Source organism: Pseudomonas sp., assembly GCF_049653025.1.
GTDB lineage: Bacteria > Pseudomonadota > Gammaproteobacteria > Pseudomonadales > Pseudomonadaceae > Aquipseudomonas.
Window position 1 is genome coordinate 179,094 of sequence record NZ_JBASFM010000005.1, and the last position, 21,931, is coordinate 201,024.

Sequence of the window (21,931 nt, forward strand, 5' to 3'; positions counted from 1 at the left end):
GGGACAGATGACTACAGGACGCGGCAGGGATGCCGAGACACAGGCTCAAGCAACCCACCACCAATACACCGTTAATCGCTAGCGATGGCGCGTCTGCAGCCAGCTGAGGAAGTCGGCCTCACGTAGCGGCCGACTGAAATGGTAGCCCTGCCCCAGGGAGCAGCCATGCTGGCGCAGGCAATCGAGTTGCCACTGGCTTTCGATGCCTTCGGCGACGCACTCCAGGCCCAGGTTGCGGGCGATCACCAGGATGGTCTGTACCAGCATCAGGCCGCTGCCGTCTTCGCCGTCCATGTCCCAGGTAAAGCTGCGGTCGATCTTCAGGCGGTCCAGCGGCAGGCGCTTGAGGTAGGTCAGCGAGGAATAGCCGGTACCGAAGTCGTCGATGGCGAAACGCACCCCCAGCGCCTTGAGCGCCTGCATATTGGCGATGCACTGCTCGACATCCTCCAGCAGCACACCCTCGGTAATTTCCAGCTCCAGTGCCGTAGCCGGGATCTGGTGGTGCTGCAGGCAATCGCGAATCCGCGCCACGCAGCCGGCCTGGCGCAGCTCACGCGGGCTCAGGTTGACCGCCAAAACCATCTGCGGCCAGCTCGGCAGCCAGCGCGCCAGGGCCGCGCACGCCTGCTCCAGCACCCAGCCCCCGAGTTCCTCGATCAGCCCGGTTTCCTCGGCCAGCGCAATAAAGTCGCCGGGCATCACCTCGCCCCGCTCCGGATGCACCCAGCGCAGCAGCACCTCGGCTCCGGTCACCAGTTCGGTACTCAGCGCCAACTGCGGCTGGAACACCAGGTACAGCTGGTTGCGCTGCACCGCCTGACGCAGTTCGTTCTGCAAGTGCAAACGCTGATCGATGGCGGCCTGCATTTCCGGGGCAAAGAAGTGCAAGGCATTGCGCCCGCCCTGCTTGGCCCGGTACATGGCGGTGTCCGCCTGCTTGAGCACGTCGGAGGCGACCTGGCTGCCGAACGGATGCAGGGCGATGCCGATACTGGCGCTGATCGACAGCTCGTGACCGTCGATCCAGCAGGTGCCGACCAGGCTCTTCAGCAGTTTTTCCGCGGTGATCGCAGCCGCTTCCGCAGCCAGCTGCGGGTTGTTGTCGAGCCCTTCGAGCAACACCACAAACTCGTCGCCGCCCATCCGCGCCAGCGTATCTTCGGCACGCAAGCCACCGGCCAGCCGCGCCGTCACCTCACGCAGGAGGCCATCGCCGACCAGATGGCCAAGACTGTCGTTGACGTTCTTGAAATGATCCAGGTCGATAAACAGCAGGGCACCCAGGGTGTGCTCGCGCTGCTCGCGGTCCATCGCATGCTGCAGGCGGTCGAGCAGCAAGCGGCGGTTCGGCAGGCCGGTGAGTTCGTCACTGAAGGCCAGGCGTTCGATCTCGCGCTGGTAGCGCTGGCGTTCGGAAATATCGGTGACGCTGCCGCGCACCAGCACCGGCTCGCCCGGCATGCGCACCAGGCGCACCTCGCAGGGAATCTGCCGCCCCGCGCTGTCGCGGTGCAGCCAGTCGAATACCGGGGTCTCGCCGGCCACCGCCTGCTGCAGGTAGACCTGACCGGCCTCGATCGAGGTCTGACCGTCAGGCTGCTTCGCCGGGCTCAGCTCGTAGACGCACTTGCTGAGCATTTCCTCGCGGCTGTAGCGCAGCAGGCGCAGGGCGTTGTCATTGCAGTCGACCATCGCCCCATCCAGACGGAACAACATGATCGCCTCGGGGGCGTTCTCGACCAGGGTGCGGTAGCGCGCCTCGGCCTGCATGCGGTCGCTGATGTCCTCGACCAGCAGCAACAGCATGCGCACCCGCCCGGTGCTATGGCGCACCGCGCGCAAACTGACACGGGTGTGCACCACTGAATGATCGGGGCGCAGAAAGCGCTTCTCCAACTCGAAGCCTTCCCGCGTGCCGCCCAGCACCTGGTCCAGCAACGGCTGCTCGGCGACCAGCTCCTCCTCCAGCGACAGCCCCGTCCAGCTGCAGGCCAGCAACTCCTCGCGGCTGCGGCCGAGGATGCTGCACAGCTTGTGGTTAACCTCCTCCCAGGCAAAGTTCGGGCTGGTCAGGGCCATGCCGATCAGCGGAGCCTCGAAGAACAGGCGCAAGCGCTCGTCACGCTCACGCAGCTGCTGCTCGGCGTACTTGCGCGCACTGACGTCCTGCAGCGCGCCGTAGACCCGTACCAGCTCCGCGCCATCGTGCTCGGCGATACCGCGGATGCGCAGCCAGCGGCTCTTGCCCTTGGCCGTGAGCAGGCGCACCTCGATGTCGAACTGCTCCTGGCCGTCGATCAGTTGCTGGAGAATCTGCTCGGACAGCGCGCGGCCACTGGCGTCCAGATAACTCAGCGCCTCGCTCAGGCAAGGCGTGCCGTTCTTCGGGTCGAGTTCGTAGATGCGAAAGCAGCCGGGGCTCCAGTCCATGCTCTGATCCGGCATGTTCAGCACCCAGCCACCCAGGTTGGCGACATGCTCGGTCTGGCTGAACAGGTAGCTCTGCTTGAGCAGCTCATCGCTCTGCGAGCGCACCTGGGTGGCCAGTTGCTCGCGCGCGGTGACATCGCTCTGCAAGGCGACAAAATGGCTGACGCCCTGGTCATCACGCATCGGCGCGAGGGTGAATTCATTCCAGAACTGCTGGCCGTTGCGCCGGTAGTTGCGCAATACCACATCGCAGCCCACGCCATCGCGCACGGCTTGCTGCAAACGGCTGACAGCCTGCTGCTGATGGTCGTCACGGAGCAGAAAATTCCAGTTATTGCCCAGGGTTTCCTCACGGCTGTAGCCGGTGATGTGCTCGAACGCCGGGTTGCAGTAGATCAGCGGCAGGCCCGGCTCACGTGCATCGGCGATGATCACGCCCAGCGGGCTGGCCTCCAGCGCCAGGTTGGCCAGGGCCAACTGCTGCTGCATGCGTGCGCTGCGCGCCAGCGACTCGCGCAGGTCACTCAGACTGCGCCCCACCAGCAGGGTCGCAAGCATAAACAGCAGCACGCTGAAGTGCAGCTCCAGACGCTGCGGGTCGAGCCAGGCAGCGGCCTCGCCGAGGCCGCGCAGCAGCGGCAGAATCAGCACCATCAACACACTCAGCAACGCACCACAGATGCCCCCGGCAAATCCCCAGACCAGCGCCAGGCTGAGCATCATCACGCCGATCAGCGGCAGGTTCAGGGTCAGCGGCAGCAGCCCCAGCAACCAGGGCAGACTCACTAGCAGCAGAAGCAGCAGCGGCCAGGGCGGCAACTGGCGCAACACCGCAGGCACCCGCTCGCTGCCATCGCGCGCCAGCAGCCAGCCGCGGCGGCGCGCCCAGGGACTCAGGTAGGCCAACAGCGGCGTGGCGATGGCCAGGGCACTCAGGCTATCGGCCAACCACAAGGTGACGCTGCCCGGCAGCATGTCCGACACCGACAAATGCCCGGTCAGCCAGAGATTACCCTGCACGCCCAGGGCCACTGGCAACGCGGGCACCAGTACGCCGAGCAACATAAACCGCAGCACATGACTGAGATCGGGCAAGGCCGGATCAAACGGCCGCAGCCGCAACAGCAGCCAGGCCAGACCAACACCAAGGGTTTCCGGCAGGCCGTAGAGCGCTGCCCACTGCCAGTCTAGCCCCCACAACGGGGAGCTCAGCGCTGCATTCAGGTACACCGCAAGCAGCACGCGCGGCCCCCACCAGAGGGTCAGCACCAGGCCCAGGGCAAATGGCAGGTACCACAGCGCCGCCCCTTCAGTGAATTGGGTCGCCAGGGAAAGCCAGGTGGCCAACTGGAGCAGCGGTAGCGGCAGCCACCACGTCCAATGAGGAAGGCGATCAGGAACTGCAGGCATGCTGACCTCATGTCATTACGCTGAACCAGCATAGTTCAGCGTAGTCGCGCCAGTATGCCCAGGCTATTGAAGAAGCCGTGCAAAATCTCGCGCTAGAGCCTGCAGCAGCAGTTTCTGCCTTTGAACGTGTTTACGATCTCGCGAGCTAGCGCGAGACAAGGCAGAAAAGGCCGAGGGCGCGGACGACTGCATGGATGCAGGAGGTAGAACGAAGCTGGATGCCCGAGTCGAGTTTACTGGCTGTAAATGAGCAGCTCGAGGCCATTTCTAACGCCGTATCGCCGACGCGCAGCAGATCGTAAACAGGTTCTTACACCGCGTCGCGCGGCAGCAGCAGCCCCAATGGCAGGCAAACCCGCGCCTCCAGGCCACCGCCCGAGCGGTTGCGCAGTTCCACACTGCCGCCGTGCAGGGCGGCGATGCGCTTGACGATCGCCAGCCCCAACCCGGCACCCTGGCCGCCACGGGCACGGTCACCGCGGATAAAGGGGTTGAAGATGCTGCCCAGCTCGGCCGGGTCGATGCCCGCGCCACGGTCCAGCACGCTGAGCACCACATACGGCGCGCTGCAGTCGCCGGACAGCGACACCGCCACCTCCACCGCATTGCCGCCGTAGCGCAGGGCGTTCTCGATCAGGTTGACCAGCAGGCGCTTGAACGACACCCGGCGCAGCGGGAACACCGGCACCGCCTGCAAGCACAGGCGCACCACTTCCTGCTTCTGGTTGTAGGGAGCCACCACCTCGCGGATCAGTTCGAGCAGGTCGAGCTCTTCCAGCGGCTCGTCACGGCCATCGCGGATAAAGGCGAGGAACTGGTCGAGGATCGCATCCATATCCTCGATATCGCGGACCATGTCCTCGGTCAGCTCCGAGTCGGTATGCAGAAATTCCATGGACAGGCGCAGGCGAGTCAGTGGCGTGCGCAGGTCGTGGGAAACCCCGGCGAGCATCAGTTCACGCTCGCGCGCCGCCTGTTCGACGTCTTCGGCCATCTGGTTGAAGGCGCGGTACACCTCAGTCATCTCGCTCGGCGTATCGCCGACCGGCAGGCGCACGCTGCGACCCTTGCCGAGTTGCCGCGCGGCGAACACCAGGCGCTTCAACGGCGCATTGAGCTGGCGGACGAAAATCCACGCCGCGGCGGTGGAGAGCAAACCGATGGCGAGGAACCAGCCGAGCACGTTCCAGATCTTCTGCCCACGCAGCGGATGCGGGTACAACGGCACGCGCAGCCAGTCGCTGCCCAGGCTCGGCGCATGCACCCAGAGCGCCGGCGGGCTCTTGGCGCGCACCCGCACCTCGGTGTCCGGGCCCAGTTCGGTCTGCATCTGCCGGGCGAAAATCTCGCTGTAGGGCCAATGCTGCTCGGTCACGGGCACGAGGTCATGCGCCACCCGCTTGAGCCCCGCCGCCGCGGCGATGGTTTCCCGGTCTTCCGGATCCGCCGCCCAATAGGCGCGCAGGGTCAGTGCCGCGCCGTGGCTGTACTGGCGGTCGACCAGCACGTCCTCGTTCATCATCAGATAAACCAGAGTCAGCGCCTTGGAGAACAGCACCACGATCAGCACCAGCCACAGGGTGCGGGCGAAGAAACTTTGCGGGAACCACAGCGGGGTTTTCATAGATCAGACCGTAAGCGGATCAGGGAAACAGCGCCGCTGCAAAAGCGGCCATACACTCTGGCCAACCAGAGACAGCGCACAACCTGCCGCGGAACAGAACATCAGAAGCGCCCAACGATAAGGGTGGGCCCAGGAAGCAAAGGGATTACCCAGCAGGGTTAGAAGTACCGCGAAGACCAGCCAAGCCAGCACCGCCAGCCTTATCCGCCTGGCAGGCCAACGCAATGCGGCAGCGTTTTGCAGCAATGACAGGAAAACAAAAACATACAGTGCAATCTGCACTGTAATGCCCCAGTTGACCCCGCCACGTAGGGTTCGCCCACGCGACACCGCTATTGATACAGCCGCGTCATGCAAATACACGAACAACAGAACAGCCGCAGCGCTTAACAACACAGTCTGCAAGCAGGCCGTGAGAAACACACGCCATGTCACTTATTACCGTCCGGCACAAACACATAGCCCACGCCCCAGACCGTCTGGATATAGCGCGGCTTGGACGGGTCCGGCTCGATCAGCCGGCGCAGCCGCGAGATCTGCACGTCGATGGAGCGCTCCAGGGCGTCCCACTCACGGCCACGGGCCAGGTTCATCAGCTTGTCGCGGGTCAGCGGCTCGCGAGCGTGCTGCACCAGGGCCTTGAGCACGGCGAACTCGCCGGTGGTGAGCATGTGCACCTCGTCACCCTTCTTCAGCTCGCGGGTGGCCAGGGACAACTCGTACTCGCCAAAGCTCACGCTTTCATCCTCTGCACCCGGCGCACCCGGGACTACCGGGGCCTGGCGGCGCAGCACGGCCTTGATCCGCGCCAGCAGCTCGCGCGGGTTGAACGGTTTGGCCAGGTAATCGTCGGCGCCCAGCTCCAGGCCCTGGATGCGGCTGGCCTCGTCGCCCTTGGCGGTGAGCATGATGATCGGCACCTGATTGTTCGCCTCACGCAGACGGCGGCAGGCGGACAGGCCGTCCTCGCCCGGCAGCATGAGGTCGAGCACTACCAGATTGAACAGCTCACGCGACAGCAAACGGTCCATCTGCTCGACGTTTTCCACCGCGCGTACGCGGTAGCCCTGCTCGTCGAAGAAGCGTTCGAGTAGGCGGCGTAGACGGGCATCGTCATCGACGATAAGGATTTTTTCGCCTTCAGCGGGAAGTGCAGTGCTGCTCATTCAGGGCTCCTTGGCCAGGCATCCACCGGGCTCGACCGAGCGCGGGCAGTGTGCAATTGCCGGCATTATGGCTCAGCTGCCGAATCCGACGTGCAGCCCATTGTTAGCAGATTTTTCCCCGAGTGGTTCCCGGTGCGCTGCCGGGCAGTGTTTATAATGCGCGGCTTTCGTGTCTGGCCCGTGGTCTGCGTGGCTGGTTTTTCGTTTCAGTGTGGGTAGCTTTTTATATGCTCAGCATCAACAACCGCATCGCCGAAGAACTGGGCGTACGCCCGCAACAGGTCGCCGCCGCCGTGGCGCTGCTCGATGAAGGCTCCACCGTGCCGTTTATCGCGCGCTACCGCAAAGAGGTCACCGGCAGCCTGGATGACACCCAGCTGCGCAACCTGGAAGAGCGCCTGCGCTACCTGCGCGAACTCGACGAGCGCCGCGCCAGCATCCTCGCCAGCATCGAGGAACAGGGCAAGCTGACCGCCGAGCTGACCCGCGAAATCAACCTAGCCGAAACCAAGACCCGTCTCGAAGATTTGTACCTGCCGTTCAAGCAGAAGCGCCGCACCAAGGGCCAGATCGCCCTGGAAGCTGGCCTCGGCGAGCTGGCCGACGCCCTGTTCAACGACCCGACCCTGAATCCCGAGAACGAAGCCGAACGCTTTATCGACGCTGAAAAAGGCTTTGCCGACGTCAAGGCTGTGCTCGAAGGCGCCAAGTACATCCTCATGGAGCGCTTCGCCGAAGACGCCAATCTGCTGGCCAGCCTGCGCAGCTACCTCAAAGACAACGCCATCCTCAGCGCCCGCGTAGTCGCCGGCAAAGAGAACGAAGGGGCGAAATTCCGCGATTACTTCGAGCACGACGAGAAGCTCAAGGGCGCGCCCTCGCACCGCGCCCTGGCAATCTTCCGCGGGCGTAACGAAGGCGTGCTCAGCGCCAGCCTGAAGGTCGGCGACGAGCTGCCGGGCAGCATGCACCCGTGCGAAGGCATGATCGGCGAGCGCTTCGGCATTAGCGCCCGTGGCCGCGCCGCCGACAAATGGCTGGGCGAAGTGGTGCGCTGGACCTGGAAGGTCAAGCTCTACACCCACCTGGAAACCGACCTGTTCGGCGAGCTGCGTGAAGCCGCCGAGGACGAGGCGATCAACGTGTTCGCCCGTAACCTGCATGACCTGCTGCTGGCCGCCCCGGCCGGCCCGCGCGCCACTCTGGCGCTGGACCCGGGCCTGCGCACCGGCTGCAAAGTCGCAGTGGTGGATGCCACTGGCAAGGTGCTGGAAACCGCCACGGTGTACCCGCACGCCCCGCGCAACGACTGGGACGGCACCCTGGCGATCCTCGCCAAGCTGTGCGCCAAGCACTCGGTCGACCTGATTTCCATCGGCAACGGCACCGCCAGCCGCGAGACCGACAAGCTGGCCGCTGACCTGATCAAGAAGCTGCCGGGCCTGAAGCTGACCAAGGTCATGGTCAGTGAAGCCGGTGCCTCGGTGTACTCGGCTTCCGAGCTGGCCGCCAAGGAATTCCCGGACATGGACGTGTCGCTGCGTGGCGCTGTATCCATCGCCCGCCGTCTGCAGGACCCGCTGGCCGAGCTGGTGAAGATCGACCCGAAATCCATCGGTGTTGGCCAGTACCAGCACGACGTGTCCCAGCTCAAGCTGGCGCGTTCGCTGGATGCGGTGGTCGAGGACTGCGTAAACGCCGTCGGCGTCGATGTGAACACCGCCTCCGCCGCCCTGCTGGCGCGCATCTCCGGGCTGAACACCACCCTGGCGCAGAATATCGTCGCCTTCCGCGATGCCAACGGCGCGTTCAACAGCCGCGCCGACCTGCTCAAGGTGCCGCGCCTGGGTGACAAGACCTTCGAACAGGCCGCCGGCTTCCTGCGCGTGATGAACGGCAGCAACCCGCTGGACGCCTCCGCCGTGCACCCGGAAACCTACCCGCTGGTGCAGCGCATCGCCGCCGACACCGGCCGCGATATCCGCTCGCTGATCGGCGACTCGAGCTTCCTCAAGCGCCTCGATCCAAAGCAGTTCACCGACGACAAGTTCGGCCTGGTGACCATCGGCGATATCCTCAGCGAGCTGGAAAAACCCGGCCGCGACCCGCGCCCGGAGTTCAAGACCGCCGAGTTCCAGGAAGGTGTGGAAACCCTCAACGACCTCAAGCTGGGCATGATGCTGGAAGGCGTGGTGACCAACGTGACCAACTTCGGCGCCTTCGTCGATATCGGCGTGCACCAGGACGGTCTGGTGCATATCTCGGCGCTGTCGGAGAAGTTCATCAAAGACCCGCACGAGGCGGTCAAGGCCGGCGACGTGGTCAAGGTCAAGGTCATGGAAGTCGACATCCCGCGTAACCGCATCGCCCTGTCGATGCGCATGGGCGACACCCCCGGCGAGAAGATCGAAGGCCCGCGCGGCGGCGCTCGGGGCGGCAAGCCGGCCGGCAATGCGCCGCGCAGCGAACGCCATTCCAGCCAGGACAAGCCGGCCCCGGCCAGCGGCGGCATGGCGGCGCTGTTTGCCAATGCCAAGCAACTGAAGAAATAGGGCGTTTAGACCTGCGCCGTTACCTTTATCGGGTGATCTGTGAGAATCGTGACCTGGAACTGTAACGGCGCACTGCGTAACAAACTGGTCGAGGCAGATGCCCTGCACGCCGACATCCTGGTCATTCAGGAGTGTGAAGACCCAGCCCGCTCCAGTGAGTCATACCGGAAGTGGGCTGGAAATTACCTATGGTTCGGTGATTCAAAAAACAAAGGCATCGGTGTTTTCCCAAAAAACAATCATCGGGTTGATGCGCTCGATTGGTCTGGCACCTACAGCATTAGCGGGCTCGCCAGCTCAGCGCCATCACATACTTGGCACAGCCATGAGCTGAAATACTTCCTCCCGTTTACGGTCAATAACAGCCTGACCGTACTTGCCGTATGGACTAAGGGCAGTGACTCGCAAGCGTTCGCCTATATCGGGCAACTGTGGAAATACCTGCAAATTCACCGTCGCGAATTAGCCAATGACAACGTGATCGTACTGGGCGACTTCAATAGCAATGCTATCTGGGATAAGCCTGACAGGTGGTGGAGCCATTCGGATGTAGTCCGCGAGCTGGCCGAGCTAGAACTGCACAGCATTTATCATCAACAAACCGGCGAGCGTCAGGGAAGCGAGCAGCGACCGACCTTTTATCTACATCGCAACAGTGCGAAGCCTTACCACATCGATTACGTGTTCACGGCCAGCAACCTGCTGCAATTGAGCCAACTTGAAATTGGTGAGAAGCACGACTGGCTCAGGGTTAGCGACCACATGCCACTAACACTAACCATCCACAGCACCGCGTCGCCCTGACGCAAATGCACTGCGCCCAGCTATAACCTTCTTCACCCGCCTCGGGTTATAAAGCGCTATCGACCGGCAAAACCGGTTTTCTCGCCCCCTTGTAGAGCATGCGTGTCGTCCCCATATTGAGGCGACCGATGCGTGAAGGAATGCAATCTTGAGCGACCTGTTCTCCCGCCGCCTGGCCCAGCTTGGCGAACGCGCCAACCTCTCCCTGCTGTCCCAGTGCCTGCACGGGATCGAGCGTGAATGCCTGCGCGTCGATGGCGAAGGCCAGCTGGCCCTGACTGCGCATCCAGCGGCCCTGGGCTCGGCGCTGACCCACGCGCAGATCACCACCGACTATTCCGAATCGCTGCTGGAGTTTATTACCCCGGCCGAACCCGACCCGGCCACTACCCTGGCCGAGCTGGAGCAGATCCACCGCTTCGCCTACAGCAAGCTGGACGGCGAATACCTGTGGAGCCCGTCCATGCCCTGCGCCCTGCCGGATGAAGAGACGATCCCGATCGCCCGCTACGGCAGTTCGCATATCGGCGAACTCAAGTACGTCTACCGCAAGGGCCTGGCCCTGCGTTACGGCAAGACCATGCAGTGCATCGCCGGCATCCACTACAACTTCTCCCTGCCGGAAGCGCTGTGGCAGCTGCAACAGCAGGCCGAAGGCGACGAGCGCAGCGCACGGGATTACCAGTCGGCGCGCTATATCGCGCTGATCCGCAACTTCCGCCGCTACAGCTGGCTGCTGATGTACCTGTTCGGGGCCTCGCCGGCGCTGCACAAGGGCTTTATGCGCGGCCGCCCACACCAATTGCAGGAACTGGACGCCGACACCCTTTACCTGCCCTACGCCACCAGCCTGCGCATGAGCGACCTGGGCTACCAGAGCACCGCGCAAGCCGGCCTGACGCCCTGCTACAACGACCTCGCCAGCTACACCGACAGCCTGCGCCAGGCGGTCGGCACGCCCTACCCGCCCTATGTGGAGATCGGCGCGAAGAAGGACGGCGAGTGGTTGCAGCTGAACACCAACATCCTGCAGATCGAGAACGAGTACTACTCGAACATCCGCCCGAAACGCGTGACCTACAGCGGCGAACGGCCGATCCAGGCGCTGATGGCCCGTGGCGTGCAGTACGTCGAGGCGCGCTGCCTGGACATCAACCCGTTCCTACCGCTGGGTATCGACCTCACCGAGGCACGCTTCCTCGACGCCTTCCTGCTGTTCTGCGCGCTGCAGGACAGCCCGCTGCTGGAAAGCGGCGAATGCCACGCCTGCACCGACAACTTCCTCACGGTGGTCAAGGAAGGCCGTCGCCCCGGCCTGCAACTGCAACGCAATGGCCAGCCGGTGACGCTGCAAACCTGGGCCGATGAGTTGCTCGAACAAATCCGCCCGCTGGCCGAGCTGCTCGACCAGAACCAGGGCGACAACGCCCACCGTCTGGCCTTGCAGGCGCAGCAGGCCAAGGTCGCGGATGTCAGCCTGACGCCGTCTGCCCAGGTATTGGCGCAGCTGCAACAGGGCATAAGCTTTACCGAGTTCGCCCTGCGCCAGAGCAAACAGCACGCCGCGTACTTCCGCAGCCAGCCGCTAAGCGCCGAACAGCAGGCCGCCTTCGAGGCCAGCGCCGCCCAGTCGCTGCAGGACCAAGCAGAACTAGAAGCCCAGGAAGAAGGCGACTTCGACAGCTTTGCTGCCGCCTATCAAGCCAGCATTCTGGCCTTGGCTGTTTAAGCCCGAAAAATGCCGGCTCGCGCGCAGCCGGCATTTCGCCAACTGCATCACACAAACCGCCAGCGGTGGCAAAAGCGGGATCAGCGGCGCAGCCCTGCCCAGGCGATGCGGCTAGCATTGCATGGGTAAATCCACTGCGAGCTGCCGCCATGGCCTGCGCCGACCTCAACACGGAAGATGACCAGCACTGGAGCCTGGAAAGCCTTAACAAGGCTTACCAACAGGGCTATATGGCAGGGCTGACCGGACAAGCCAACACCCCACGCGGGCTCTCAGCCGATGTGCTGATCGCCGCCTGGGAAGCCGGCTGGGATGACGGCCACGAGCAATTCGAGCTGCACAAACGCTACAGCGCCTGAGCCTTATTCGGCACCGACCTAAGAACAGACAGACGGGGTTGACGCTTTTCGCGCCAACCCCGTTTCCGTTTTAGCTCCGCGCGATTGGCGGAGTACGTGGAGGAACCAGGCGCTTCGAGCCGGTCGACTCGAACGCGGCGGCAAAGCGCAGCAACGCCGAGTCGTCGTAGGCGCGGCCGGCGAAGGTCAGACCCACCGGCATGCCGATGTCGGCCATCACGCCCATTGGCACGGTGACGGTGGGCACGCCCAGGTGGCGGATGGCGAGGTTGCCGTTAGCCACCCAGATGCCGTTGCTCCAGGCGATATCGGCCGAAACCGGATTCACATCGGCGTCCGCCGGGCCGACGTCGGCGACAGTGGGGAACAGCACGGCATCGAGGCCGAGGCCGTCCATCCAGTCTTCCAGGTCGAGCTTGCGGGTCTTCTCCAGGCCGCGCAGGCCGTCGGGCAGCGTGCTGATCTCGTTCCACGGGGTGATGCCGCGCTCGGCCATGCGCACGTATTCGTCCATGCCGGCGGCCAGGTCGCCCTCGCGATTGGGCAAGGTGCCGGGGTCGTGCGGGAAGATCTGCGGGCCGTCGACATCGACCAGACGATTCAGTTTGGGGTCACCGTTGGCCTGGAGGAATTCGTCAAACGCCCAGGCCGACAGGTCCCACAACTCGTGATGGAGAAACTCCTTGGAAACGATGCCGCGGTTGTACACGGTCGGCGCGCCGGGGCGGTCGCCCTCGCAGTTGGACACCAGCGGGAAGTCGACCTCGATGACTTCGGCACCGGCGCTTTCCAGTGCCTTGCGCGCCTGCTCCCACAGGGTGATCACCGCGGGCCGGGTGTGAATGCGCTGGCCGGTCGGGCCACCGATGCCAGGATTGGCGCTGGTGCCGGCCTGCTCATCCTTGTTGATGAACATGCGCGGCACGCCAAAGCGCTTACCGGCGAGTGCTTTGGCGCTGGCGGCCAGTTCCGCGTAGGCGACCGGGCGCACCGAGCTGACGCTGGGGATCGGCACCCAGGGCTGCAGCCGCCACAGGTCGCCACGGGTGTCGGGATCTTCGGCGACCACGATGTCGAGCACTTCGAGCAGGTCGGCCATGGTCCGCGCATAAGGCACCACCACGTCCATGGTCGGCGTCAGCGGCCAGTTGCCGCGCACCGAGATCACCCCACGCGACGGCGTGTAGGCGCACAGGCCGTTGTTCGAGGCCGGGCCGCGTCCGCTCGACCAGGTTTCCTCGGCCAGGCCAAAGGCGGCGAAGCTGGCGGCGGTGGCCGTGCCGGCACCGTTGGAGGAGCCCGAGGCGAAGGGCGCGGTGAGGTAGGCGGCGTTGTACGGGCTTTCCGCGCGGCCATAGACGCCACGCTGCATACCGCCGTTGGCCATGGGCGGCATATTGGTCTTGCCCAGGCAGATGGCCCCGGCGGCGCGCAGGCGCTCGACGGTGAAGGCGTCGCGGTAAGCAATCAGGTCCTTGAAGGCCGGGCTGCCGGAGGCGGCGGTGAGGCCCTTGACCAGATAGCTGTCCTTGGCCGTATAAGGAATGCCGTCCAGCGGGCCGAGCGTTTCGCCACGCGCACGGCGGGCATCGGAGGCCTGCGCTTCCTTGAGTGCCTCGGGGTTGCGCACCACCACCGCGTTGAGTTGGGTGGCCGTGTCAGGGCCATCGTAGGCGTCGATACGGGCCAGATAGGCCTGCACCAGCTCGACCGCCGTGGTCTGGCCGGCTTCGAGCGCGGCGCGCAGTTGCGCAATGGAAACCTCGGTTACCTCGATCATGCTGTCACCGTTGGCTGCTGGAAGGTTATGCAGTGACTATATCCATCACACTGCACCTTGGGTTCAGAGACATTATTTATCGCAAAAGCACTTCTCATAGCGTTCCTCGTTTCACACCGCTACACGAGCAGGGCTGAGCTCAAACCCGGACTGGCCAGAGGTCTTTACCCGACGCTTGCTTTGGCCTGCCTCGAAGCAGGTAATCGGCAGCCGTTACGGATTTTTATTCGATATTAATCGATTAAAAACCCTTAAAGAAAGATTATTACGCTTTAAAAGTCGATTTTTATCGGATATAAATAGCCTATCCACTGCAGCGACACCGAGTACCGTGGTGCCGTAACAGCGCTCTGCTAGTGTCAGATAAGCAGCGCCAGCCGCTTCTGTTAGGTGCCAGCCCATGTCACGCAGCGTCTGCCGCCCTTTTACCCTGCTCCGTCTTTTGGTGAATTTATGACAACCCTGACGACCACCCCACGCGCCGATGGTTTCCGCATGCCCGCCGAGTGGGAAGCCCACAGCCAGACCTGGATGGTCTGGCCGGAACGCCCGGACAACTGGCGTCTGGGTGGCAAACCCGCGCAGGCGGCCTTTACCGCCGTGGCCAGGGCCATTGCCGAATTCGAAGCGGTGACCGTTGGCGTGTCCGCCGGCCAGTACGAGAACGCCTGCGAGCGCCTCGCCCACGCCAATATCCGCGTGGTGGAAATCAGCACCGACGACGCCTGGGTACGTGACACCGGGCCGACCTTCGTCACCAACAACAGTGGTGAAGTGCGCGGCGTGGACTGGACCTTCAATGCCTGGGGCGGCCTGAATGGCGGCCTGTACGCCAACTGGGTGCGCGACGACCAGGTGGCGCGCAAGATTCTGCAAATCGAAGGTCAATCGCGCTATCGCACCGATGAGCTGGTGCTCGAAGGCGGCTCGATCCACGTCGATGGCGAAGGCACCCTGATCACCACCGAGGAATGCCTGCTCAACCCGAACCGCAACCCGCACCTGAGCCGCGAGCAGATCGAACAGCTGCTGGCCGAGCACCTGGCCATCGACACGGTGATCTGGCTGCCAGACGGCCTGTTCAACGACGAGACCGATGGCCACGTCGACAACTTCTGCTGCTATGTGCGCCCCGGTGAAGTGCTGCTGGCCTGGACCGACGATGAAGCCAACCCCAACTACCCGCGCTGCCAGGCCGCCATGCGCGTGCTGGAAAGCGCGCGCGATGCCAAGGGTCGCCAGTTGATCGTGCACAAGATGCCGATTCCCGGCCCGCTGTATGCCACCGATGAGGAGTGCGCCGGCGTCGACCTGGCGGCGGGCACCCAGGAACGTGACCCGTCGATCCGCCTGGCCGGCTCCTACGTCAACTTCCTGATCGTCAACGGCGGCATCATTGCGCCCAAGTTCGACGACGCCAAGGATGCCGAGGCCGAGGCGATCCTGCGGCGCCTGTTCCCGCAGCACCGCGTGGTCATGCTGCCCGGTCGGGAGATTCTCCTGGGCGGTGGCAATATCCACTGCATCACCCAGCAGCAGCCCGCGCCGCAAGGGCGCTGATGAACAACGCCCGACCGCCAGCGGTTGGGCATTTTTAGTCCTGCATGGCCTGGGTGAACTGCCCTATCGCATCCACCACGCGCTGCGCTTCATCGCGGATTTCCAGCATCACCTCGCCCGCCTTGTTGGCCAGCAGCACACCCTGTTCGGCCTTCAGCTTGCTGCCCTCCATACCACCGACCGCCTGCAGAGCCAGATCGTGGTTGAGGCGCACCACTTCATTGATTTCCACCGTGGCCTGGCTGGTGCGCGCGGCCAGGTTGCGCACCTCATCGGCCACCACGGCAAAACCGCGTCCCTGCTCGCCGGCACGCGCCGCTTCGATGGCCGCGTTGAGCGCGAGCAGGTTGGTTTGTTCGGCAATCCCGCGGATCACCTGGACGATGCTGCTGATACGCTCTGACTGCGCGCTCAAGGCCTCGATATTGCCCGCCACCTTCGCCAGCTCATCGGCGATGCCACGCACCACCTGCACGGTTTCCTCGACTGTTGCGGCCCCCTTGATCGCGCTTTCATCGGTTTCCCGGGCGATATCGAAGGCCAGCTGGGCAGCAGAGGACTCCGCCTCGCGGTGCTCGACCTGGCTGGAAATATCGCTGGCGAACTTGACCACCCCATACAGGCGGCCACCGGCGTCATACAGCGGGTTGTAGGTGGCGCGCAGCCACACCACACGGCCGCCTTTGGCCACGCGCTTGAAGCGGTCGGCAATAAACTCGCCCTGGTTCAGACGCTGCCAGAACCGCCGGTAGCCATCGCTCGACGCCTCCTCGTGGGTGCAGAACTGCCGGTGATGCACGCCACGGACCTCCTCCAGGCGATAACCCATGGTGCTGAGGAAGTTCTCGTTGGCATCCTGCACCTCGCCGGCCAGGTTGAATTCGATCACCGCCGTCGAGCGGTTGATCGCCTTCAGATAACTCTCGTGCTGATGCTCGGCATGCATGCGCTCGGTGATATCGGCGGCCAGTTTGATCACCTTGATGACCTGACCCTGGGCATTGCGCACCGGCAGGTAGCTGGCCTCCAGCCAGATTTCCCGCCCACCCTTGGCCACCCGCATATAGCGGTCACTGAAGCTATCGCCATCGCCCAGGCGTCGCCAGAACTGCGCATAGGCGGGGCTTGCCACCTGCTCCTTAGTGCAGAACATGCGGTGATGCTGGCCGCGGAGCTCCTCCAGGCGATAGCCCATGGTCGCCAGAAACGGCGCGTTGGCATCGAGAATCTCGCCCTGGGCGGTGAACTCGATCATGGCGAAGGTTTGCCGAATGGCCTCTATGACCTGCTGACTGGTTGCCAGTTGCAGCTGGGACTGCTGCAACTCACTGCGAAGCTGTGATCCGAACATGCGAAGAGCCTCAAGAAGGACAACATTTGCTCAGGGCACGCGGCAAGGTCATTCATCCCTGATCCAAACAGCGTATCGACACACTGTGCTTAACGTTTAGCCCAGTTTCACTGCGGGCGCATGGCGCGCTGTGTACTTTCCGAGTCCAGCGTGCGCAGGGCCTGGTACTGGCTGACAAATACCTGGCCGCCAAAGCGCTGGATAAAGTCCGAACGTTGCAACCGGTCCATCACCGGCCCCTTCACTTCGGCCAGGTGCAACTGCACGCCGGCACTCTGCAGGCGCTCGCTGATGGCCTCCAGGGTATCCAGTGCGCTGGCGTCGATCAGGTTGACCCCGGAACACATCAGCACCAGATGGCGCACGTCCGGGCGCTTGGCGATCAGCGCGCCGATGCGCTCCTCCAGGTAACGCGCATTAGGGAAATACAGGCTTTCATCGACACGCAGCGACAGCACGCTGGCGCTTTCCACGACCTTGTAGCGCTCGACATTGCGAAAGTGCTCGCTGCCCGGCAGCTGGCCGACCACCGCCATATGCGGCCTGCTGGTGCGCCACAGGAACAGCAGCAGCGACAGGCTGACGCCGAGCAGAATGCCGGCCTCGACGCCATACAACAGAACGCCGAGCAGCGTCGCCAGTTGCGCCGCGCCTTCCTGCGGCGAGTAGCGCCAGGTGCGGCGCAGGCTGGCCAGGTCGATCAGGCCCAGCACCGCGACGATAATGCTCGCCGCCAATACCGCCTGCGGCAGATGCTGCAGCAAGGGTGCCAGGCCCAGCACCGCCGCCAGCATCAGGCCAGCGGCAAACACCCCGACCAGCGGCGTCGCCACGTTGCTTTGCAGCGCCAGCGCCGAACGCGAGAAGCTCGCCGCCACCGGCATGCCACCACTGCAGGCGGCGGCGACGTTGGCCGCGCCCTGACCGAGCAATTCCAAGTCCGGCGCGATCGACTGGCGTTTGCGCATCGCCTGGCTCTGGGCGATCGACACCGACTCGACAAACCCCACCAGGGCGATCAGCACTGCCGCCGGCAGCAACTCACGCAGCAAGCCCGGCTCCAGACTCGGCAGCGCCAGCGGCGGCACACTCGCAGCCACCACGCCAACCACCTTGACGCCATAAGCCTCCAGTTGTAGCAGCGCGCCCAGGGCCATCGCCAGCAGCATCAGCAGCAACGCACTCAACTGCCTAATGCGCAGCGCCAGCGCTTCAGGCACGCCGAGCAGGCTGAGGTTACGCAGCAGCACCAGCAGCGCCAGGCTGGCCACCCCCAGCAGCAGCGTCGGCAGATGCACGGCCGATAACTGCGCATACAACGCAGGCAGCACCTGCAACAGGGTCAGGCCATCGGCCGAAATGCCCAGCAAGTGCTTGAACTGGCTGACCGCAATCAGCAGCGCCGAGCCGCTGACAAACCCGGAAATCACCGGGTGGCTGAGAAAGTTGGCGATAAAGCCCATCCGCAGCAGGCCCATCAGCAACAGCAGCACGCCGACCAACAGGGTCAAGGTGGTGGCCGCCAGCAGATACGCCGCGCTGCCGGCGCTAGCCACCGGGGCCAAGGCCGCGGCGGTCATCAGCGACAACACCGCCACCGGGCCGAACGACAGCGCCACCCCTGGGCTCGCGCCGATCACGGCATAGACCACCAGCGGCAGGATGCTCGCGTACAGGCCCGCCACCGCCGGCAAGCCGGCCAACTGCGCATACGCCAGCGCCTGTGGCACCAGCAGCAGGCAGACCAGGCAGGCGGCCAGCAGGTCGCGCCCGGCCTGGTCGCGGTCATAGCCACGCAGGGTGTTGAGTAATGGCCACTTAGAGAACATTCAACGGCACCTTGAGATAACACACACCATTGTCCTCGGCGGGCGGCAGATGGCCGGCGCGCATATTCACCTGCACCGCCGGCAACATCAGCGCAGGCATCTCCAGGCTGGCATCGCGGGCCTGGCGCATGGCGACAAACGCATCCTCGCCGATGCCCTGGTGCACATGCACGTTATGCGCGCGCTGCTCGGCCACCGTGGTCTGGTAGCAATGCTGTTGACGTCCCGGGGCCAGGTAGTCGTGGCACATAAATAGCCGGGTGCTGTCTGCCAGGGCAAACAGGCGCGCAATCGAGCGGTACAGGGTGCGCGCATCGCCGCCGGGGAAATCGCAGCGTGCGGTGCCGTAGTCCGGCATAAACAGGGTGTCGCCGACAAACGCCGCATCGCCGATCAGGTAGCTCATGCAGGCTGGCGTGTGCCCCGGGGTATGCAGGGCGCGGGCGGGGATGGTGCCGATCTGGAAGGCTTCGCCATCCTTAAACAGCTGGTCGAACTGGCGGCCATCGACGGCGAACTCGCTACCGGCATTGAACAACTTGCCGAAGGTGTTCTGCACCACGCAAATCTGCTCGCCGATGGCCAGCTGCCCACCCAGCGCGGCCTTGAGGTAGGGCGCAGCCGAGAGGTGATCGGCATGCACATGGGTTTCCAGCAGCCACTGCACGCTCAGCCCCTGCTCGCGCACGTAGGCGATCAGCCGGTCGGCACTGTCGTAGGCGGTGCGCCCGGCGGCGGCATCGTAATCCAGCACCGAGTCGATGATGGCGCACTGTGCACTGGCCGGATCACTGACCACATAGCTGTAGGTCGATGACGCCTGATCGAAAAAGGCCTGAATCACGGCTGGTGCAGGCTGCCCTGAGATGGCGCTCATCCCGCGCCCCCAACCATGGCGGTGCGGCGCTCCAGCACGGCAAAAAACGCCATTGCGGCCAGCATGGCGACCACAAACAGCAGCACCTGCCAGCGCCCAGTCAGCAACGTAACCAGAGCCGGGCCAGGACAGATTCCGGCGATGCCCCAACCGACGCCAAACAATAAACTGCCGCCGAGCAGCCGGCGATCCAGCGCACGCTTGCCGGGCAATTGCATCGGCGCGCCGAGCAGGCTGCGGCGTTGCAGCCGCGCCCAACTGAACGGTAAAAATGCCACGCCGATGGCCGCCGCCATTACCAAGGCCAGCGAAGGGTCCCAGGCACCGGCCAGATCAAGAAAGCCCAGCACCTTGACCGGGTTGGCCATGCCTGCCATCAGCAGGCCGATGCCAAAGAGCAAACCGGCGAGAAAGGCCAACAGTTTGCGCATGCTCAAGCTCCCAATAGATGGCGCAGCACGAACACCGTGGCGAACCCGGCGGCCATAAAGCTCAAGGTGGCGGCCAGTGAGCGTGGCGACAACCGCGACAGCCCGCAAACCCCATGGCCGCTGGTACAGCCCGCGCCATAGCGGCTGCCAATCCCCACCAGCAGGCCGGCAACCGTGAGTGCCTGCCAGCCGCTATCGATCTGAATTTCAGGTAGTCGGCTAAACAGCTGCCAGAGCAGCGGCGCGAGCAGCAGGCCGAGCAGAAACAGGGCTTTCTCGCCACGCCCCTCGCCGCCCTCGAGCAGGCCGCCCAACAGGCCGCTGATGCCAGCCACCCGGCCATTCATCACCACGAACAGGCTCGCCGCCAGACCAATCAGCGCACCGCCGGCCAAGGCGCTCCAGGGCGTGAAGTTGTACCAGTCAATCGTCATGCCTGAGCGCCTGCGCAGAACTGTTGATACAGCGTATTGATCACCGCCAGCGCCGCCGGGCTACAGATCCGGTAGTAGATCTGCTTACCCTCGCGGCGGGTCTCCACCAGGCATTCACGGCGCAGCACCGCCAGTTGCTGCGACAGAGTCGGCTGCGCAATGCCCAGCAGGGTTTCCAGCTCGCTAACATTGCGCTCGCCCTGAGACAGCTGACACAGCAGCAACAGGCGATCCGGATTGCCCAAGGCCTTGAGCAGCTGCCCGGCCGCATGGGCATTGGCGCGCAATTGCTGAATATCGATGGAAGCGTCGCTGGGGGTCATGGCTGCCACTCAATTAATATAAAAACAATCTATTAGTTTATATATTGAATGACAACCATGAGCCGATCCAGCGGTCAGGGCACACTCGCTCAATCAATCACGATGCGGTTCTTGCCCTGGCGCTTAGCCTGGTACATGGCGGCATCGGCTCGCGCGTACAGGGCGTCCAGGCTGGTGTCTTCGGGCCGCAGGCTGGTCAAGCCCTGGCTCAGGGTCACCCCGAAGGTGCTGCCCTCGTGGTTGAAACTCAGGCGGCGCACCTCACGCTGCAGGCGTTCGGCAATCTGTTCCGCCAGATCGGGCTCGCAACGCGGAAACAGCGCGGCGAACTCCTCACCACCGATACGCCCGAACAGATCACCGCGGCGCAGCGTGGTGGCACCGCTGTAGGCCAGGCGCTGCAAGACCTGATCGCCCATCTGGTGACCATAACGGTCGTTGATCTGCTTGAAGTCGTCGAGGTCGAGCAGGAGAAACGCCAGCGGGCTGCCGTATTCGCGGGCCTGCTCGAACTCACGCTGGGCGCATTCGAAGAAGTGCCGACGGTTGCTGCTCTGGGTCAGCACATCGGTAGTGGCCAGGCGGTGCAATTCGCCCTCCAGCTGCTTCTTCTCGGTGATGTCCTCGGCGATGCCGACGATGATTTGCGGTTGGCCAGCAGCATTCTCGCGGCTGACAAAGCACTTGTCGCTGAGCCAGCGCAATTGCCCGTCGGTGCGGATGATGCGGTATTCGCGCGCCTCGACCGCGCCGGTCTGCAGCACCTGGGCAAAGCTCTCGGTGGCGTATTGCAGGTCATCCGGGTAGATGCTGTTGCGCCACTCCTCGTAGCCGGACATCAGCAGCGCCGCGGAACGGCCAAAGATCCGCTCGTACGCCGGGCTGACGTAGATCACCCGTTGCGCATCCCAATCGAAGGCCCAGAGCACCGCGTTGACGCTGCCCAGCAGGGTACTGAACAGGTGCTCGCGTTCTTGCAGGCGCGCCACCTCGGCGCGGGTGTGCAACAGCGCCAGGGTCAACTCTTCATGCTCGAGTTGCTGTCTGCTGACTTCGTCCATAACAACCGCCACTGCACTTAAATGACCGGGCAATGGCAGAAGCATACGCCAGAAACTAAAAAATGGCCGGGAGGCATTTTTAACGTCGCGCTGCAGCAATCCAGAGGATGACCGCCATAAATGACAGGCCATAAAAAATTGTCCGGAACAATTTTTAACGTCGCGCAGCGACGGCCCGGAGGGTGGCCGCCAGGGATGGCAGGCCATA

16 protein-coding genes and 1 pseudogene are annotated in these 21,931 nt (G+C 63.9%); 5 read left to right on the forward strand and 12 right to left on the reverse strand.

Annotated elements, in window-relative coordinates; all coding sequences use genetic code 11:
* Positions 1 to 78: 78 nt before the first annotated feature.
* The 3 genes from WBK23_RS02740 to ompR all read right to left on the reverse strand — a co-directional run bounded on the left by WBK23_RS02740 (position 79) and on the right by ompR (position 6,633).
* Entirely contained in the window at positions 79 to 3,843 is a 3,765-nt protein-coding gene (locus WBK23_RS02740) for an EAL domain-containing protein (RefSeq protein ID WP_424482455.1), read from the reverse strand.
* 310 nt (positions 3,844 to 4,153) lie between these two features.
* Positions 4,154 to 5,467, reverse strand: a complete 1,314-nt coding sequence (locus WBK23_RS02745) for an ATP-binding protein (RefSeq protein ID WP_424482456.1) — start codon at positions 5,465 to 5,467, stop codon at positions 4,154 to 4,156.
* A gap of 431 nt (positions 5,468 to 5,898) precedes the next feature.
* Complete coding sequence (gene ompR / locus WBK23_RS02750; protein ID WP_424482457.1) at positions 5,899 to 6,633, reverse strand: two-component system response regulator OmpR; 735 nt, start codon at positions 6,631 to 6,633, stop codon at positions 5,899 to 5,901.
* A gap of 227 nt (positions 6,634 to 6,860) precedes the next feature.
* Here ompR and WBK23_RS02755 point away from each other — a divergent pair, with 227 nt between their 5' ends.
* The 4 genes from WBK23_RS02755 to rmf all read left to right on the forward strand — a co-directional run bounded on the left by WBK23_RS02755 (position 6,861) and on the right by rmf (position 12,077).
* Complete coding sequence (locus tag WBK23_RS02755) at positions 6,861 to 9,185, forward strand: Tex family protein (RefSeq protein ID WP_424482458.1); 2,325 nt, start codon at positions 6,861 to 6,863, stop codon at positions 9,183 to 9,185.
* A 48-nt stretch (positions 9,186 to 9,233) separates the two neighbouring features.
* Positions 9,234 to 9,989, forward strand: a complete 756-nt coding sequence (locus WBK23_RS02760; protein ID WP_424482459.1) for an endonuclease/exonuclease/phosphatase family protein — start codon at positions 9,234 to 9,236, stop codon at positions 9,987 to 9,989.
* Between the two features lie 148 nt (positions 9,990 to 10,137).
* Entirely contained in the window at positions 10,138 to 11,718 is a 1,581-nt protein-coding gene (gene gshA, locus WBK23_RS02765; protein WP_424482460.1) for a glutamate--cysteine ligase, read from the forward strand.
* A gap of 149 nt (positions 11,719 to 11,867) precedes the next feature.
* Positions 11,868 to 12,077, forward strand: coding sequence for a ribosome modulation factor (gene rmf / locus WBK23_RS02770; RefSeq protein WP_424482461.1), 210 nt, complete (start codon positions 11,868 to 11,870; stop codon positions 12,075 to 12,077).
* A 70-nt stretch (positions 12,078 to 12,147) separates the two neighbouring features.
* Here rmf and WBK23_RS02775 read toward each other — a convergent pair whose 3' ends face one another.
* Positions 12,148 to 13,857 (reverse strand): amidase, encoded by a 1,710-nt coding sequence (locus tag WBK23_RS02775; RefSeq protein ID WP_424482462.1) that lies wholly within the window; start codon positions 13,855 to 13,857, stop codon positions 12,148 to 12,150.
* A 453-nt stretch (positions 13,858 to 14,310) separates the two neighbouring features.
* Between WBK23_RS02775 and aguA the strand changes: the two genes are divergently transcribed.
* Positions 14,311 to 15,417: an agmatine deiminase gene (gene aguA / locus WBK23_RS02780; RefSeq protein WP_424482463.1), complete on the forward strand. Its 1,107-nt coding sequence runs from the start codon at positions 14,311 to 14,313 to the stop codon at positions 15,415 to 15,417.
* Positions 15,418 to 15,451: 34 nt separating this feature from the next.
* On the opposite strand, the gene WBK23_RS02785 is transcribed toward aguA, so the two are convergent.
* The 8 genes and pseudogenes from WBK23_RS02785 to WBK23_RS02820 all read right to left on the reverse strand — a co-directional run bounded on the left by WBK23_RS02785 (position 15,452) and on the right by WBK23_RS02820 (position 21,723).
* The gene (locus WBK23_RS02785; RefSeq protein WP_424482500.1) at positions 15,452 to 15,892 is read right to left on the reverse strand and encodes a methyl-accepting chemotaxis protein; all 441 of its coding nucleotides are present in this window, start codon (positions 15,890 to 15,892) and stop codon (positions 15,452 to 15,454) included.
* A gap of 99 nt (positions 15,893 to 15,991) precedes the next feature.
* Positions 15,992 to 16,768, reverse strand: a pseudogene (locus tag WBK23_RS02790) (PAS domain-containing protein); the annotation flags it as partial.
* 107 nt (positions 16,769 to 16,875) lie between these two features.
* The gene (locus WBK23_RS02795; RefSeq protein WP_424482464.1) at positions 16,876 to 18,597 is read right to left on the reverse strand and encodes a SulP family inorganic anion transporter; all 1,722 of its coding nucleotides are present in this window, start codon (positions 18,595 to 18,597) and stop codon (positions 16,876 to 16,878) included.
* Positions 18,587 to 19,474 carry an MBL fold metallo-hydrolase gene (locus WBK23_RS02800; RefSeq protein ID WP_424482465.1) on the reverse strand — a complete coding sequence of 296 codons (888 nt, stop codon included), beginning with the start codon at positions 19,472 to 19,474 and terminating at the stop codon, positions 18,587 to 18,589. Before WBK23_RS02800 ends, WBK23_RS02795 begins: the two co-directional genes overlap by 11 nt.
* Entirely contained in the window at positions 19,471 to 19,905 is a 435-nt protein-coding gene (locus WBK23_RS02805; protein WP_424482466.1) for a DUF6691 family protein, read from the reverse strand. The genes WBK23_RS02800 and WBK23_RS02805 overlap by 4 nt, the downstream gene beginning before the upstream one ends.
* Before the next feature lie 2 nt (positions 19,906 to 19,907).
* Entirely contained in the window at positions 19,908 to 20,339 is a 432-nt protein-coding gene (locus tag WBK23_RS02810) for a YeeE/YedE family protein (protein WP_424482467.1), read from the reverse strand.
* The gene (locus WBK23_RS02815) at positions 20,336 to 20,662 is read right to left on the reverse strand and encodes an ArsR/SmtB family transcription factor (RefSeq protein ID WP_424482468.1); all 327 of its coding nucleotides are present in this window, start codon (positions 20,660 to 20,662) and stop codon (positions 20,336 to 20,338) included. The genes WBK23_RS02810 and WBK23_RS02815 overlap by 4 nt, the downstream gene beginning before the upstream one ends.
* Positions 20,663 to 20,751: 89 nt before the next feature.
* Positions 20,752 to 21,723: a GGDEF domain-containing protein gene (locus WBK23_RS02820; protein ID WP_424482469.1), complete on the reverse strand. Its 972-nt coding sequence runs from the start codon at positions 21,721 to 21,723 to the stop codon at positions 20,752 to 20,754.
* Positions 21,724 to 21,931: the final 208 nt, after the last annotated feature.

What these genes read in the sequence shown, in the direction of transcription:
- WBK23_RS02755 (WP_424482458.1), top strand. Translation starts at nt 6,861, where the DNA reads ATGCTCAGCATCAACAACCGCATCGCCGAAGAACTGGGCGTACGCCCG.
- WBK23_RS02800 (WP_424482465.1), bottom strand. Translation starts at nt 19,474, where the DNA reads ATGAGCGCCATCTCAGGGCAGCCTGCACCAGCCGTGATTCAGGCCTTT.
- WBK23_RS02805 (WP_424482466.1), bottom strand. Translation starts at nt 19,905, where the DNA reads ATGCGCAAACTGTTGGCCTTTCTCGCCGGTTTGCTCTTTGGCATCGGC.
- WBK23_RS02810 (WP_424482467.1), bottom strand. Translation starts at nt 20,339, where the DNA reads ATGACGATTGACTGGTACAACTTCACGCCCTGGAGCGCCTTGGCCGGC.
- aguA (WP_424482463.1), top strand. Translation starts at nt 14,311, where the DNA reads ATGACAACCCTGACGACCACCCCACGCGCCGATGGTTTCCGCATGCCC.
- WBK23_RS02740 (WP_424482455.1), bottom strand. Translation starts at nt 3,843, where the DNA reads ATGCCTGCAGTTCCTGATCGCCTTCCTCATTGGACGTGGTGGCTGCCG.
- WBK23_RS02815 (WP_424482468.1), bottom strand. Translation starts at nt 20,662, where the DNA reads ATGACCCCCAGCGACGCTTCCATCGATATTCAGCAATTGCGCGCCAAT.
- WBK23_RS02820 (WP_424482469.1), bottom strand. Translation starts at nt 21,723, where the DNA reads ATGGACGAAGTCAGCAGACAGCAACTCGAGCATGAAGAGTTGACCCTG.
- WBK23_RS02745 (WP_424482456.1), bottom strand. Translation starts at nt 5,467, where the DNA reads ATGAAAACCCCGCTGTGGTTCCCGCAAAGTTTCTTCGCCCGCACCCTG.
- ompR (WP_424482457.1), bottom strand. Translation starts at nt 6,633, where the DNA reads ATGAGCAGCACTGCACTTCCCGCTGAAGGCGAAAAAATCCTTATCGTC.
- WBK23_RS02775 (WP_424482462.1), bottom strand. Translation starts at nt 13,857, where the DNA reads ATGATCGAGGTAACCGAGGTTTCCATTGCGCAACTGCGCGCCGCGCTC.
- WBK23_RS02795 (WP_424482464.1), bottom strand. Translation starts at nt 18,597, where the DNA reads ATGTTCTCTAAGTGGCCATTACTCAACACCCTGCGTGGCTATGACCGC.
- rmf (WP_424482461.1), top strand. Translation starts at nt 11,868, where the DNA reads ATGGCCTGCGCCGACCTCAACACGGAAGATGACCAGCACTGGAGCCTG.